The organism is Nonomuraea soli (assembly GCF_013761175.1).
Classification (GTDB): Bacteria; Actinomycetota; Actinomycetes; order Streptosporangiales; family Streptosporangiaceae; genus Nonomuraea; species Nonomuraea soli.
The window spans coordinates 344,202-357,512 of sequence record NZ_JACDUR010000009.1; the positions used below are offsets into that span (position 1 = coordinate 344,202).

12 protein-coding genes are annotated in these 13,311 nt (G+C 70.7%); 6 read left to right on the forward strand and 6 right to left on the reverse strand.

Annotation, left to right across the window (positions count from 1 at the left end; all coding sequences use genetic code 11):
• Nucleotides 1-94 precede the first annotated feature (94 nt).
• The 4 genes from HNR30_RS40665 to HNR30_RS40680 all read right to left on the reverse strand — a co-directional run bounded on the left by HNR30_RS40665 (nt 95) and on the right by HNR30_RS40680 (nt 4,131).
• Nucleotides 95-1,354 (reverse strand): class I SAM-dependent methyltransferase, encoded by a 1,260-nt coding sequence (locus HNR30_RS40665; RefSeq protein ID WP_181615509.1) that lies wholly within the window; start codon nt 1,352-1,354, stop codon nt 95-97.
• A gap of 4 nt (nt 1,355-1,358) precedes the next feature.
• Nucleotides 1,359-2,729 carry an FAD-binding oxidoreductase gene (locus HNR30_RS40670; RefSeq protein ID WP_181615510.1) on the reverse strand — a complete coding sequence of 457 codons (1,371 nt, stop codon included), beginning with the start codon at nt 2,727-2,729 and terminating at the stop codon, nt 1,359-1,361.
• Nucleotides 2,730-2,823: 94 nt separating this feature from the next.
• Complete coding sequence (locus HNR30_RS40675; protein WP_181615511.1) at nt 2,824-3,762, reverse strand: NAD(P)-dependent oxidoreductase; 939 nt, start codon at nt 3,760-3,762, stop codon at nt 2,824-2,826.
• Between the two features lie 42 nt (nt 3,763-3,804).
• Entirely contained in the window at nt 3,805-4,131 is a 327-nt protein-coding gene (locus HNR30_RS40680; RefSeq protein WP_181615512.1) for a cupin domain-containing protein, read from the reverse strand.
• A gap of 63 nt (nt 4,132-4,194) precedes the next feature.
• Here HNR30_RS40680 and HNR30_RS40685 point away from each other — a divergent pair, with 63 nt between their 5' ends.
• On the forward strand, nt 4,195-5,202 hold the full coding sequence (locus tag HNR30_RS40685) for a nitronate monooxygenase (RefSeq protein WP_312895004.1): 1,008 nt from the start codon (nt 4,195-4,197) through the stop codon (nt 5,200-5,202).
• Here HNR30_RS40685 and HNR30_RS49735 read toward each other — a convergent pair.
• A complete protein-coding gene (locus HNR30_RS49735; RefSeq protein WP_281389949.1) occupies nt 5,199-6,674 on the reverse strand; it encodes a serine/threonine-protein kinase in 1,476 nt (491 codons plus the stop codon). The genes HNR30_RS40685 and HNR30_RS49735 overlap by 4 nt on opposite strands.
• A gap of 163 nt (nt 6,675-6,837) precedes the next feature.
• Between HNR30_RS49735 and HNR30_RS40695 the strand changes: the two genes are divergently transcribed.
• The 5 genes from HNR30_RS40695 to HNR30_RS40715 are packed head-to-tail and all read left to right on the forward strand — an operon-like array spanning nt 6,838 to nt 12,091.
• Complete coding sequence (locus HNR30_RS40695; protein ID WP_220134564.1) at nt 6,838-7,959, forward strand: CaiB/BaiF CoA transferase family protein; 1,122 nt, start codon at nt 6,838-6,840, stop codon at nt 7,957-7,959.
• A gap of 1 nt (nt 7,960) precedes the next feature.
• A complete protein-coding gene (locus tag HNR30_RS40700) occupies nt 7,961-8,602 on the forward strand; it encodes a nitroreductase family protein (protein ID WP_181615514.1) in 642 nt (213 codons plus the stop codon).
• On the forward strand, nt 8,599-9,390 hold the full coding sequence (locus tag HNR30_RS40705) for an SDR family oxidoreductase (protein WP_181615515.1): 792 nt from the start codon (nt 8,599-8,601) through the stop codon (nt 9,388-9,390). The genes HNR30_RS40700 and HNR30_RS40705 overlap by 4 nt, the downstream gene beginning before the upstream one ends.
• Nucleotides 9,391-9,446: 56 nt before the next feature.
• Entirely contained in the window at nt 9,447-10,619 is a 1,173-nt protein-coding gene (locus HNR30_RS40710; RefSeq protein ID WP_181615516.1) for a cytochrome P450, read from the forward strand.
• Nucleotides 10,616-12,091 (forward strand): AMP-binding protein, encoded by a 1,476-nt coding sequence (locus tag HNR30_RS40715; protein ID WP_181615517.1) that lies wholly within the window; start codon nt 10,616-10,618, stop codon nt 12,089-12,091. The genes HNR30_RS40710 and HNR30_RS40715 overlap by 4 nt, the downstream gene beginning before the upstream one ends.
• A 10-nt stretch (nt 12,092-12,101) precedes the next feature.
• Here HNR30_RS40715 and HNR30_RS40720 read toward each other — a convergent pair whose 3' ends face one another.
• Nucleotides 12,102-13,289, reverse strand: a complete 1,188-nt coding sequence (locus HNR30_RS40720) for an FAD-dependent monooxygenase (RefSeq protein ID WP_181615518.1) — start codon at nt 13,287-13,289, stop codon at nt 12,102-12,104.
• Nucleotides 13,290-13,311: the final 22 nt, after the last annotated feature.

Below are 13,311 nucleotides of genomic sequence, written 5' to 3' on the forward strand. Positions count from 1 at the left end.
CGGATGGGGGGGTCTTGGGGGGCTGGGCTCTCCGATGAGGGGAGCCCGAAGGCGCCTGGCGCGCAGCGCCCCGCCCCCGCAGGCCCGTGCTCTGTCAGGGCCAGGAGGTGGAGGGCCTGAGCGGCACCCCGGAGCGCCCTCCGGCGTCGAGCTTGACCGCCAGCACCTGGTGGAGCTGGATCTTGTTGCGCTCGAACCCCACGATGCATCCCGCCATGTACAGCCGCCACACCCGGGCGATGCCGTGGCCGACTTCCTGGAGGGCGTCCTCCCAGTTGGCGTCGAGGTTGTCGCACCAGGCCTTCAGCGTCTTGGCGTAGTGCTCCCGCAGGTTCTCCTCGTGGCGGATCTCGAAGCCGAGGTCCTCCATCTGCCGGATGAGCCAGCCGACGGATTCCAGTTCGCCGTCGGGGAAGACGTAGCGGTTGATGAAGCCGCCCTTGTTGAAGGTCTTCTCCGAGCCGGTGGGCCGGGTGATGCAGTGGTTGAGCAGCCGCCCGCCCGGCTTGAGCTTGCCGTACAGGAACGAGAAGTAGGACGGCACGTTGGCTTTGCCGATGTGCTCGGTGAGGCCGATGGAGCTGACGGCGTCGAAGTCGGTCTCGACGACGTCGCGGTAGTCCATGTGCCGGACTTCCGCGAGGTGCTCCAGTCCGGCTTCCTTGATGGCGGCCTGGGCCCATTCGGCCTGTTGTTTGGACAACGTCACGCCGAGCGCCTTGACGCCGTATTCGCGGGCGGCGTGGATGACCATGCCGCCCCAGCCGCAGCCGACGTCGAGCAGGCGCATGCCGGGCTGGAGGCCGAGCTTGCGCGCCACGAGGTCGAACTTGGCGTACTGGGCCTCTTCGAGGGTGGCGTCCTCGGTGGGGTAGCAGGCGCAGGTGTAGGCCATGGAGGGGCCGAGCACCCACCGGTAGAACGTGTTGGACACGTCGTAGTGGTGGTGGATCGCCTCGGCGTCACGCTGCTTGGCGTGGCGGGAGCCGAGCCTGGCCAGCGTGCTGTGCCGTACCTCTTGCGGAGGCGGCGGGACGCGCATCATCAGCGGCTTGACGCCGAGGGCGCGCACCGCTTCGATCTTCTCGCTGACGGTGAGGTCGTTCGTGGTGATGTTCCACATTTTGTCGAGCAGCGCGTACATGTCGCCGTGCACGTCGAGGTGCCCGGAGACGTAGGCCCGCGCGAGGCCCAGTTCCCCCGGTGCCTGCGCGAGGTAGGCGACCGCGATCGGGGACTTCACCTCGATGCGGACGTCCGCGCTGTCCGGTCCGGCCTTGCTGCCGTCGTAGGCCATGAAAGCCACGCCGGAGTCTCGGCCGACGATTTTCTCGAAGATGGACGCCAATGCCATCTGTTCACCTTCCCCCAACACACTTTTCATAGAGATCCAGCAGGCGACCGCCAGGGTCGTAGGCCTGCTTGACCGGCCAGTAGGCGTCCCCGTTGTAGAGCTGCCAGAACTGGTCCCGGCGATAGAAAGAGGTCGAGTAGAGCGATTTATGCCCGTCCAGTTCGTGGACGGCGTTCTCGATGAGCCGGTTGTAGTAGCCGTCGAACTGCCCTCTCGGCAGCGGGACCATGCCCCAGAAGCCGAAGTTGACGTAGAGCTTGCCCGTCTCCAGGGGGTACAGCGGCCAGGACGAACCCGATTTCAGCGGGCACATCCAGACCGGCGTCATGCCGACCTTGTCCTGGAAGAAGGAGAGGAATTCCGCGCCGTGCTCGATGGGCACCTCGACGTCCTGGATGACCGATTCGCTCACCGGCTGGTTGCGCCAGCGGTCGACGCGCGCGGTCACGCCGTGCTTGCGGTCGAGGGCCACGAGCTTGCGGTAGACGTCGGAGCGCAGCCAGCGCCGCGGCACGAGTGAGCGCACGACGGGCTGCTGCACGCCGAAGGCGCGCGAGCACCAGAACCAGTCGGTGTCCCAGCGCCACAGGTAGTCGCGGATGGTCAGCCAGTCGCGCTTGCGCTTCTGGATGGACTGGTAGTAAATGCGCATCCCGGTGTAGTCCGAGACGTACGGCGCGCGGTCGGAGAAGCGGCCGAGCGTGATGTAGAGCTCGTCGGGCGAGAAGTAGACGCCGTCGATGAAGTCGACGTCCTCGCCGTCGTGGTGCATGCTCTCGCAGATCTCCTGCATGGCCAGCATGCATTTGCCCGCGTCGGTGAACTTCAGGTGGGTGAGGTGCACGTACGGCTGGACGGGCTTGAGCTTGATGCGCAGGCGCAGCGCGTAGCCGAGCGTGCCGTAGGAGTTGGGGAAGGCCCGGAACAGCTCGCGGTGCTCGTTGTCGTCGCGTGCGACGACGATGCGCCCGTCGCCGGTGAGGATCTCCATCTCCTCGACCGACTCGTGCGGCAGCCCGTCGCGGAAGCTGGTGGACTCGATGCCGAGCCCGGTCACGGCGCCGCCGAGCGTGATGGTCTTCAGCTGCGGGACCACGTACGGCATGAGCCCGTGCGGCAGCGTCGCGTCCACCAGATGCTCGTACGTCGTCATCCCCTGGACCTCGGCGGTCATGGTGACCGGGTCGACGGAGATGACTTCGTCGAGATCGCGGGCCGAGAGCTGTGCCGATCTTTGGGCGGCCTTGCCCCCGTCCCTGAACCTGAAGAGGTTCGAGGTCGCCTTGGCCAGCCTCGGCTTCGCACCTTCCGGAAGGTCGGTGTAGGTCTGCCTGATCTGCTCAACGGCCCTGTGGTGTGTCGACATTTTGGTCATGAAGCCTCCACCCCCAAGAGATCGTCCGTCTGACCGTATCTCTCCGAACCACCATGGAACAGACCGGGGTCGTTAAACCGGCGAAAACATCGCGTCAGCGGCGTTCGACCTGCGGTGAGGCACCATTGACCACATGGGACACCGGGCGTCCCTCCAGTGCCGCGGCCAGGTTGTCGAGGACGGTGGCGAACAGCCGCATGGTCGCCTGCGGGGTGACGCCCGCGACGTGCGGCGAGAGCAGGGTGTTGGGCAGCAGGGTGAGCGGGTGGCCGGCGGGCAGCGGCTCGGTCTCGAAGACGTCCATGGCGGCTCCGCCGAGGTGTTCCATGCCGCTCTCCTTGACGACGCCGCCGCGGGCGACGTTGACGAGGATCGCGCCCGGCTTCATCGCGGCGGGGTCGACGAGTCCGCGGGTCTGGTCGGACAGGGCGATGGCCGCGATGACGACGTCGCTGGTGGCGATCAGTTCGCCGAGTGGCCGGAAGTGGTCGCGCGGGGTGCGGCTCCAGTAGGAGACGGTGCAGCCGAAGGCCTCGAAGAGCCTGCCCGCCTCGCGGGCGATCGGGCCGTAGCCGACGATGCCCACCGCGGAGCCGGACAGCTCGCGCGGCTGGAGGGTGAGCTGGGGCCACTCCCCGTTCCTGACGGCCGCGTCGGCCTGGACGAGCTTGCGGGTGAGCGCCAGGGTGGCGGCCAGGGCCCATTCGGCGACCGAGACGGCGCTCACCCCGGCGGTGTTGGCGAGCGGTACGCCCGCCTCGCGCAGCGCGTCGAGGTCGTGGCCGTCGACGCCGACACTGGGCTGCTGCACGAAGGCGAGTTTCGGCGCGGCCTTGACGGCCTCGGCGTCCAGGACGAGCTCGCCGGAGTAGTCGCCGAGGACGATCTCGGCCTCGGCGAGCGCCTGCAGCAGTCCTGCCTTGTCGCGGGCGGGCGGGGCGGTGATCGTGATCCGGCCGGCCAGCGGGGCCGTCACGTTCCGCAGCATCTCCAGCGGCAGGGCGGGCAGGGCGAGCACATTCCACGGCTTCATCCGGCCATAGTGCCAGGGGCCGCGGATCAGGTGAAATGCCGGTTATTTGGCGACGGTCAGCAGCACGGCCGAGTCTTCCAGGGCCTCCAGGCCGTGCAGCTCGTCCGGCACCACGAGGAAGTCGCCGTCGCGGCCTTCCCAGGCGTCGGCGCCCGTGGTGAGCCTGACCCTGCCGCGCAGGACGAACACGGTCGCCTCGCCGGGGTTGGCGTGTTCCGAGAGGGCCTGGCCCGCCATGAGGGCGATGACGGTCTGCCTCAGCCGGTGCTCGTGCCCGCCGTACACCGTGGTGCTCGCCCGGCCCGCGGCGCTGCCGGCCGCGGCGGTCAACTGCTCGCGCGCGGTCGCTTCAAGTGAGATCTTCTGCACACTTCGTAGTCTCTCAAGCGGCCGGGTGCGTCGTGACGGCGCCTGCCCGTCTACATTGGTGCGGTGCCGACCTTCGCTCCCGATGTGCCGATCGTGCAGGCGCCCATGGCGGGCGGGGCGTCCACGCCCGAGCTCGCGGCGGCCGTGTGCGAGGCGGGCGCGCTGGGCTTCCTGGCCGCCGGGTACAAGAGCACCGCCCAGATGCGCCAGGAGATCGAGCGTACGCGCGCGCTGACCTCGCGCCCGTTCGGGATGAACCTGTTCGTGCCCACGGCCGACACGCCGGATCAGGCCGAGCTCGGCGCCTACGCGGAGGCCGTCGGCGCCGAGGCGCGTCGGCTGGGCGTCAGCCTGGGCCGGCCCGAGGGCGGCGACGACGACTTCGACGCCAAGGTCGCCGACCTTCTGGCCGATCCGCCCGCGGTGGTGAGCTTCACGTTCGGATTCCCCGACGCCGGGCTGATCCGGGCCTTGCGCGACCAGGGGGTCACCGTGGTGGCCACGGTGACGTCGGCGCAGGAGGCGCGGCAGGCGTCGGCGGCCGACGTGTTGTGCGTGCAGGGGCAGGAGGCGGGTGGCCACCGGGGGTCCTTCACCAATGCCGACGCCGGCGATGTCGGTCTCGACGAGCTGGTGGCGCGGGTGCGCGCGGTGTCGCGGCTGCCGGTGATCGCCGCGGGCGGCCTGGCCACGGCGGCCGACGTGGCCAGGGTACTGGCGGCAGGGGCGGTCGCGGCGGTGGCGGGCACCGCGTTCCTGCTGGCGCGCGAGGCGGGCACGTCCGCGACGCACCGGGCCGCGCTGTCTGATCCCCGGTTCACGGAGACGGCGGTGACGAGGGCGTTCACGGGACGGCCCGCGCGCGGGCTGGTCAACACGTTCATGTCGCGCTACTCGGCGCAGGCGCCCGCGGCCTACCCGCACGTGCACCACCTGACCGCTCCGCTACGGCGGGCCGCCGCGGCGAGCGGCGACGCCGAGACGCTGCACCTGTGGGCCGGGGCCTCGTGGCGCCTGGCACGCGAGGCCCCGGCCGCCGAGATCGTCGCCGAGCTGGCCCGGAGAATTTAGCCGCCGGGCGGCGTGAAGCTCGACAGGACCTGGCGCCCCAGCGACAGGTGCTTCGACCAGACGTCCTCGGGCGCCGTCCACGACAGGACGTACAGGGTGTCGCCGCTGACCACGGCCCGGCTGAGCTGACGGTAGGTCTCCCCCGAGCGCGCCCAGGCGGCGGTCTCCAGCGGGGCCTTCCAGCGCGACTCCCACTCGACGCCGCCGCCGGGGAGCCTGCGGCTGCGCAGGATCCCGTCGGGCATGACGGTCTCGGCGTCCTGGAGCACCTGGTTGACGTTGAGCGTGGAGTACTGCTCCTGGACGCTGAAGTGTCCGGTCCTGTCCTGCTTCAGCCATTCGGTATAGGCCATCTTGCGAGTGCCGTCCCAGCCCACGGGACGCTCGACGGACCAGCCTTCCGGTGAGGTCCAGGCACGCAGCGGCGAGCGGGTACGCGTGGGTGTGGGGGTCGGGGTGGGCGTGGCCGACGGGGTGGGCGCCGGGGTGTCGGCCAGCACGGGCAGCGGGGAGACGGAGGCCCGCTGGGCGACCGCGGTGCCGGTGCCGGGCGCGGGCTGGAGCAGCACGAAGGCGAGGGTGGCGACCACGGCCGTCATGAGGGCTCCGGCGATCACAAGGGTGGTACGGCCCAGCCCCCGGCTCGACGGCCTGGGCGGCGCGGAGGTGCCGATGGCGGCCAGCAGGCGGTCGGCCTCGGCGCCGGTGAGACGGGTCTGCGGGTCCTTGACCAGTAACCCTTGGAGCACGGGGTGCATCGCCGGCGGGATGCGACGGTAGTCGGGCTCCTCCGAGAGCAGGGCGGTGATGGTCGCCATGGGCTCGCCCCGCTCGAACGGCGAGCGCCCCAGCAGCGAGGCGTAGAGGGTGGCGCCGAGCGACCACAGGTCGGAGGCGGGCCCCGCCTCGGCGGCGCGCACCCGCTCGGGTGCCAGGAAGGCGGGCGAGCCGGTGACCATGCCGGTGGAGGTGAGGGAGGCGTCGCCTTCGGCGGTGGCGATGCCGAAGTCGGTCAGGACCGCCCGGCCCTCCGAGGTGAGCAGGATGTTGCTGGGCTTGACGTCGCGGTGCAGGATGCCGAGGGCGTGGGCGGCGCGCAGGGCGGCGAGCACCTGGCGGCCCACGTCGGCCGCCTGCCGTACGGGAAGGGCCCCGGTGGTGGCGACGACCTCCTCGATGGAGCGGCCCTGGACACGCTCCATGATGATCCAGGGGCGGCCGTCCTCCTCGACGACGTCGAAGATCGCCACGACGGCGGAGTGGTTGAGCTTGGCGGCGTTGCGCGCCTCGCGGGCCGTACGCAGCAGCTGGCGCTCGCGGTCGAGGTCGGACGACCCTGCGGGCAGGAGCACCTCCTTGACGGCGATGGAACGGTTGAGGAGCGTGTCGTGGCCTTCCCACACCACGCCCATACCGCCTCTGCCGAGCTCGTCACCCAGTTGGTAACGCCCGGCGACAAGCCGTCCACCCATCTCGAACCTCCGCGACAACAGGGAAAAGTTTCCCACACGCTCAGCGGGGCTGGACTCGATTCCGGGTTGAGTGGTGCTTTCCTCCCTTCATCGACGCGAATATTGTTCTGGTAAGGATCCACTTGCTTTTCACCAAGCGCTTGCTTGTGATACCCGTAGGGAGATGCCGATGACACGTCAGGGGCCGCTGGCCGGGGTGAAGGTGCTGGAGCTGGCGGGACTGGCGCCGGGACCGTTCGCCGGCATGATGCTGGCCGACCACGGCGCCGAGGTGCTGCGGATCGACCGCGTGCGTGCAGTGGGCGACAAGCCGCGCCGCGACGTGATGGACAGGGGCAAACACTCCATCGGCCTCGACCTGAAGTCGCCCGAGGGCGTGGAGGCCTTCAAGAAGCTGGCCGCGACGGCCGACGTGGTGATCGAGGTCTTCCGCCCGGGCGTCGCGGAACGGCTCGGCATCGGGCCCGACGACCTGCACGCGGTCAACCCGGGACTCATCTACGGGCGCATGACCGGCTGGGGCCAGGAAGGACCCCTCGCACCCGCCGCCGGGCACGACATCGACTACATCGCGATCTCCGGTGTCCTGTCGATGCTCGGTCGCGAGGGCGACAAGCCCACGCCGCCGATCAACATCCTGGGCGACTTCGCCGGAGGCGGCCTCATGCTCGCCTACGGCGTGCTGCTGGCGCTGATCGAGCGGCAGCGCACCGGGCGTGGCCGGGTCATCGACGCGGCGATGGTCGACGGCGCCGCGATCCTGTTCGCGATGTTCTACCACGGCGTGCAGAGCGGATTCTGGGGCGAGCGCGGCACGAACCTGCTCGACACCGGCGCCCCGCAGTACGACACCTACGAGACCGCCGACGGCGGCCACGTGGCGGTCGGCTCGCTGGAGCCACAGTTCTGGGACGAGATGGTCCGCCTCATGGAGCTCGCAGACCTGCCCGACCGCAACGACAAGGCCCAGTGGCCCGCGCTGCGCGAGCGACTGGCGGCGGAGTTCAGGAAGCGCACCCGCGACGAGTGGGAGGACCTGTTCGCCGGGAGCGACGCCTGCGTCTCGCCGGTCCTGTCGATGGGCGAGGCCGTCGGCCACCCGCACAACGTGGCCCGCCAGTCGTTCGTGGAGGTCGACGGCATCCACCACCCCAGGCCCGCGCCCCGCCTGGTCGGCGAGCCGGTCCAGGACCTGTCCCCGGCCACCCGGCTGGCCGACCTGAGCGAGTGGGGCCTGAGCACCGAAGAGGCCGACAAGCTGCGCGCCCAGGGGGTGCTCGCCTGACATGGACGTCTTCGAGGCCCTCTACACCACACGAGCCATGCGCAGGGTCAAGCCCGACCCCGTCCCCGAGGAGGTCCAGCGGAGCCTGCTCGACGCCGCCGTCAGGGCCCCCAGCGGGGGCAACGCGCAGAACTGGCGATTCCTGCTGGTCGACTCCCCCGAGATCAAGGCGAAGCTCGGCCCGCTCTACCGCGACGGCCTCCAGCAGCTGTGGGACGGCCACTACAAGGACCTGCGCGACTCGTCCGACCCCCAGGCGCGCAAGGTGCGGGCCTCCGCCCAGCACCTGGCCGACCACTTCGAGTCGTACCCCCTGATGCTCTTCGCGTTCGCCAAGGACGACCCGACGGGCGGCTCGATCTTCCCGGCGGTCTGGAGCGCGCAGCTCGCCGCCCGCGCCCACGGCGTCGGCAGCGCGCTGACCAGCATCCTGTCGATCTTCTACCCGAAACAGACCCTCGGGGTGCTCGGCGTGCCGTCCGGCCAGGGCTGGCGACTGGCCTGCACGGTCACCTTCGGCTACCCGCTCGGCCGGTGGGACGTCGCTCCCCGGCGGCCCGCGCACGAGGTCAGCTACCGCAACCGGTGGGACGAACCCGTCGGATTCGAGATCGACCAACCTTTGTGGAGGCCATCGCCATGAGCGTGCTGGTGACCGGCGGCGGTAGCGGCATCGGACTGGCCATCGCCCAGCGGCTGTCGGCCGGGGGCACGCCGGTCACCATCTGCGGCAGGAACAAGGAACGCCTGGCCAAGACCGGGCTGCACCACGTCGTGGCGGACGTGGGCGACGAGCGGGCCGTGGCTCATGCCGTACGGCGGGCGGCCGAGCACGGCGGCGGCCGCCTCGACGGCGTGGTGGCCTCGGCGGGCGGCTCCGGCTGGCTGGGCCCGATCACCCAGCTCCCCGCCGTGCAGTGGGAGCAGGTGATCCACACCAACCTCACCGGCACGATGCTCACCCTGAAGCACGCGGCGGCGCTGATGGCGGGGCAGGGCGGCGGCTCGTTCGTGGCCATCTCGTCGATCGCCTCGTCGAACACCCACCGCTGGTTCGGCCCGTACGGCGTGGCCAAGGCGGGCGTCGACCACCTGTGCAGGCTGGCCGCCGACGAGCTGGGGCCGAGCGGGATCAGGGTCAACGCCATCAGACCCGGCCTGATCAGGACCGAGATGGTGTCGGTCATCACCGACTCCGACAACCCGGTGCTCGACGACTACCTGCGCTGCACGCCCCTGGCCCGGGTGGGCACCGTGGACGACGTGGCGGCGCTGGCGGCCTTCCTGCTGGGCCCCGACTCCTCGTGGATCACCGGCCAGGTGATCAACGTGGACGGCGGGCACTCGCTGAGGCGCGGCCCCGACTTCTCCCCCTGGCTGGAGGGCGCCTACGGCGCCGACGGGCTGCGGGGGGTGATCGGCACCCCCTGACCTCTTCAGATCGTCGGCGCGAACGATCTTCCGGCTTCGTCGTGAGGAGTTCCGCCATGCACGATCATCTCGACCTGCTCGACCTGCTCGACGGCGAGCTGTACGCCGGTGACCCGGGACCGGCCTACGCCTGGCTGCGCGAGCACTCCCCGGTGCACTTCGACACCGCCAACGGCCTGTGGGGCATCTCGCGCCACGCCGACATCTCCGCCATCGAACGCGACCCCAGGCTCTGGACCAACACCGGCGGCTACCGCCCTCAGCTGCCCAGCGACCCGTCCATGATCGGCATGGACGATCCCGAGCACGCCGAGCGCCGCCGCCTGGTCTACCGTCGCTTCACCCCTCGCTACGTGCACGACCGCTACGCCGAGCGCATCCGCGCGGTCGTGGTCGAGCAGATCACCCAGGCGCTGGAGCAGGGCACCGTGGACGCCGTGCCCGCGCTGGCCGCTCCCCTGCCCGCTCGGATGATCGGCTGGCTGCTCGGCTTCCCCGACTCCGAGTGGCCGCGGCTCATGCACTGGTCGGAGACGACCATCCCGGCAGGAGGCGGGCTGCGCTACGTCACCCACGAGGCGGCGGTCGCGGCCGGGGAGTACGGCCTGGCCGTCCTGGAACTGGCCGCGGAGCGGCGCAAGTGCCCGCACGACGACCTGCTCTCGCTCTGGGCGGGCCGCCCGGACTACGACGACGAACACCTGGCCAACGAGGCGCTCCTGCTGCTCGACGGCGGCGCGGAGACGACCCGTACGGTGATCGCGACCGCCATCGACGCGCTCATCAGGCATCCGGATCAGTGGCGGCTGCTGCGCGAGGACCCTTCGCTGATCGAGAACGCCGTGGAGGAGTTCATCCGCTGGACCACGCCGATCCTCAACATGTGCCGCGCGGCCACCCGCGACACCGTGCTGCACGGCCAGGAGATCAGGCAGGGCCAGCAGGTGCTGCTCATGTACGGCTCGGCCAACCGCGACCCATCGGTCTTCACCGATCCCGACGTCTTCGACCTCACCCGCAAGCCGGGCGGGCACATCGCCTTCGGCCTGGGCACCCACTTCTGCCTGGGCGCCGCGCTGGCCCGGCTGGAGCTGCGGATCTTCTTCGAGGAGTGGGTCGCGCGCGTCGCCTCCGCCTCGTGGGCCGACTCCGCGGGGCCGCGCATCCTGCCCAACGCCTTCGTGCGGGGCGTCACCTCGTTCCCGATCACCCTGGAGGCGGCTCGATGATCAACCCGGCGGACCTCTTCGAGCACGTCGCCGACGCCGTGCCCGACCGGCTCGCGCTGGTGGCGGGAGAGGTCAGGCTCACCTACCGGGCGCTCGACGAGCGGGCCAACCGGGTCGCGCACTGGCTGCTGTCGCAGGGCGTACGGCGGGGCACGAACGTGGGCATCCTGTCGTGGAACCGGGCCGAGTGGCTGGAGTGCATGATCGGCTGCTTCAAGATCGGCGCTGCTCCGGTGAACCTGAACTACCGCTACACCGCGCGGGAGCTGGCGCACCTGCTGTCCGACTCCGGTTGCGCGCTCGTGCTGGGCGAGGCCGACCTGCTCGGCGCGGTCGAGGGGCCGCGCGCACCGGCCTTCGGCGAGCCGTACGAGAAGGCCCTGGCCCTCGCCTCGCCCGAGCGTGACTTCGGGCCGCGCTCGGGTGACGACCCCTACCTGCTCTACACCGGAGGCACCACCGGCCTGCCGAAGGGCGTCATGTGGCGGCAGGAGGACATCTTCCTGGCGGCGATGTCCGTCTACTCGGGGCCCATCGGCTCGGTGGCGGAGCTGGCCGTCGGCGCCGAGGCGCTGAGATTCCAGGTGCACGCGCCTCTGATGCACGGCAACGGTCAGTGGAGCACCTGGATCTGCTTCTCGGCGGGCGGCACGGTCATCCTGTGGACCGAGCGGCACTTCGACGCCGTGCGGGTGCTGGAGCTGGCGGTGCGCGAACGTTCCCAGGTGCTCTCCTTCGCCGGCGACGGCATGGCCCATCCCGTCGCCGACGAGCTGGTGCGCAGGCCCTACCCGCTGGAGGTCTTCTCCATCGGCTCCGGCGGCTCGCCCCTGTCGGCGTCGGTCCAGGACAAGATCCGTACGGCGCTGCCCGGGGTGATGATCGTCGACACCTTCGGAGGGTCGGAGACCGGGGCGCTCGGCGCGGCGGTCGAGGGACAGCGCTTCCGGCTGGCACCGGGGTTCGCCGTGCTCGGGCCGTCGTTCCTGCCGGTCGGGCCGGGCGAGAGCGGGGTCCTGGCCAGGTCGGGACACATCCCGATCGGGTACCTCAACGATCCCGAGAAGAGCGCGGCCACCTTCGTCACCGGGCCCGACGGAGTGCGGTGGGCCCTGCAGGGCGACCATGCCGCGGCCGGTGACGACGGGACCGCCGAGGTGCTGGGGCGCGGGTCGATGGTGATCAACACGGGGGCGGAGAAGGTCTTTCCCGAGGAGGTCGAGACGGTCGTCAGGGCGCACCCGGACGTCTACGACGCGCTCGTGATCGGCGCTCCGGACCCCCGCTTCGGGCAGCGGGTCACCGCCGTCGTCGCAGCGACGCGGACCCTGACGCTGGAGGAGCTGGGGACGCACTGCCGGGCTTCGCTGGCCGGGTACAAGGTGCCGCGCGAGCTGATCCTGGTGCCGGAGATCAGGCGCACGCCCGTGGGCAAACTGGACTACGCCTGGGCACGGACGCTGCTGGAGTAGGGCTTACGCGCTACGTCCCGGCGCGGACGCTGCTCGAATAGTCCTTGACCGTCATCGAGTCGTGCACGCGCAGGTTCCTGGTGGCCAGAGCCCTGCTCAGCGCCGGGGGAAGCACGCTCACCAGGCGCGCACCGCCCACCAGGACCGCGACACCGAGGCGGGAACCGGGGACCAGTGCCTTCGCCGCGCCCATGGCGAAGGCGCGGCTCCGCCGTACCAGCTCCCGGATCTCGTCGGCGTAGGCGGCGAAGGCCCGCTCGTGGTCGCCGGGCGTGCGGGCCAGCTCCCCCGCCAGCACGTACGCGCTGTAGACAGCCAGGCTGGTGCTGCCGCCGATCGCCGGACCAGGGCAGTAGCCGGCGTCGCCGACCAGCGCCACCCTGCCCTTCGACCAGGTGTCCAGCCTGAGCTGCGTGATGGCGTCGAAGTAGAAGGCCGGGGTGGCGCCGAGCTCGTCGAGCCAGCCGTCCACCTGCGGGTGGAGTCCGGCGAACCGCTCGAGCAACACGCGCTTGTGGCTCGCGGTGTCGCGGTGGTGGATCTCGAGCGGCTCGGAGTGGAAGAAGAAGCCGGCCCTGGCCTCCCGGCCGCTGCGGTAGGCGACGGCGACCCTGCCGGGGTCGAGGTGGGCGTAGGAGGTCGCGGGCTCCAGGGTGTCGGGCGAGACCGTGAAGACGGCCAGGCAGGCGCCGGTGAAGTGCTCCTCGACCTGGCCGAAGAGCAGGCGCCTGGTGTTCGAGTGCAGCCCGTCGGCGCCGATGACCAGGTCGAACTCCCGGGAGGCCCCGCTCTCGAAGGTGACCGTGCGGTCGTCGATCGAGCTGATGGAGTCGCCGAAGAGGTATTCCACGTCGTCCATGGCGGCCTCGTAGAAGATCTCGCTGAGGTCGTCGCGCATAATCTCGACGTGGCGGGAGGAGGTGGCGCGGTAGATCTTGCCGAGGCCGACCGTCACGGGCCGCCTTCCGCGGCGGTGGGCGATCATCGTGGTGATGCCGGTGCGCCTGGCCTCGATCGCCTCCGCGACGCCCATGCGCTCGGCGATCTCCAGGGCCGGGCGGAACAGGTCCACCGCGTGGCCGCCCGTCTTGCGCAGCGTCGGTGCGCGCTCCACCACCGTCACCTCGAACCCGTGACGGGCCAGCCAGTACGCCGCGACCGGCCCCGCGATGCTCGCGCCGGAGATCAGCACTCTCATGTCCGTGTCCTTACTTAACGTT

Excerpts from the sequence above, each read along its gene's own strand:
- HNR30_RS40720 (WP_181615518.1), bottom strand. The coding sequence starts at position 13,289 with ATGAGAGTGCTGATCTCCGGCGCGAGCATCGCGGGGCCGGTCGCGGCG.
- HNR30_RS40705 (WP_181615515.1), top strand. The coding sequence starts at position 8,599 with ATGAGCGTGCTGGTGACCGGCGGCGGTAGCGGCATCGGACTGGCCATC.
- HNR30_RS40700 (WP_181615514.1), top strand. The coding sequence starts at position 7,961 with ATGGACGTCTTCGAGGCCCTCTACACCACACGAGCCATGCGCAGGGTC.
- HNR30_RS40715 (WP_181615517.1), top strand. The coding sequence starts at position 10,616 with ATGATCAACCCGGCGGACCTCTTCGAGCACGTCGCCGACGCCGTGCCC.
- HNR30_RS40665 (WP_181615509.1), bottom strand. The coding sequence starts at position 1,354 with ATGGCATTGGCGTCCATCTTCGAGAAAATCGTCGGCCGAGACTCCGGC.
- HNR30_RS49735 (WP_281389949.1), bottom strand. The coding sequence starts at position 6,674 with ATGGGTGGACGGCTTGTCGCCGGGCGTTACCAACTGGGTGACGAGCTC.
- HNR30_RS40675 (WP_181615511.1), bottom strand. The coding sequence starts at position 3,762 with ATGAAGCCGTGGAATGTGCTCGCCCTGCCCGCCCTGCCGCTGGAGATG.
- HNR30_RS40670 (WP_181615510.1), bottom strand. The coding sequence starts at position 2,729 with ATGACCAAAATGTCGACACACCACAGGGCCGTTGAGCAGATCAGGCAG.
- HNR30_RS40710 (WP_181615516.1), top strand. The coding sequence starts at position 9,447 with ATGCACGATCATCTCGACCTGCTCGACCTGCTCGACGGCGAGCTGTAC.
- HNR30_RS40695 (WP_220134564.1), top strand. The coding sequence starts at position 6,838 with ATGCCGATGACACGTCAGGGGCCGCTGGCCGGGGTGAAGGTGCTGGAG.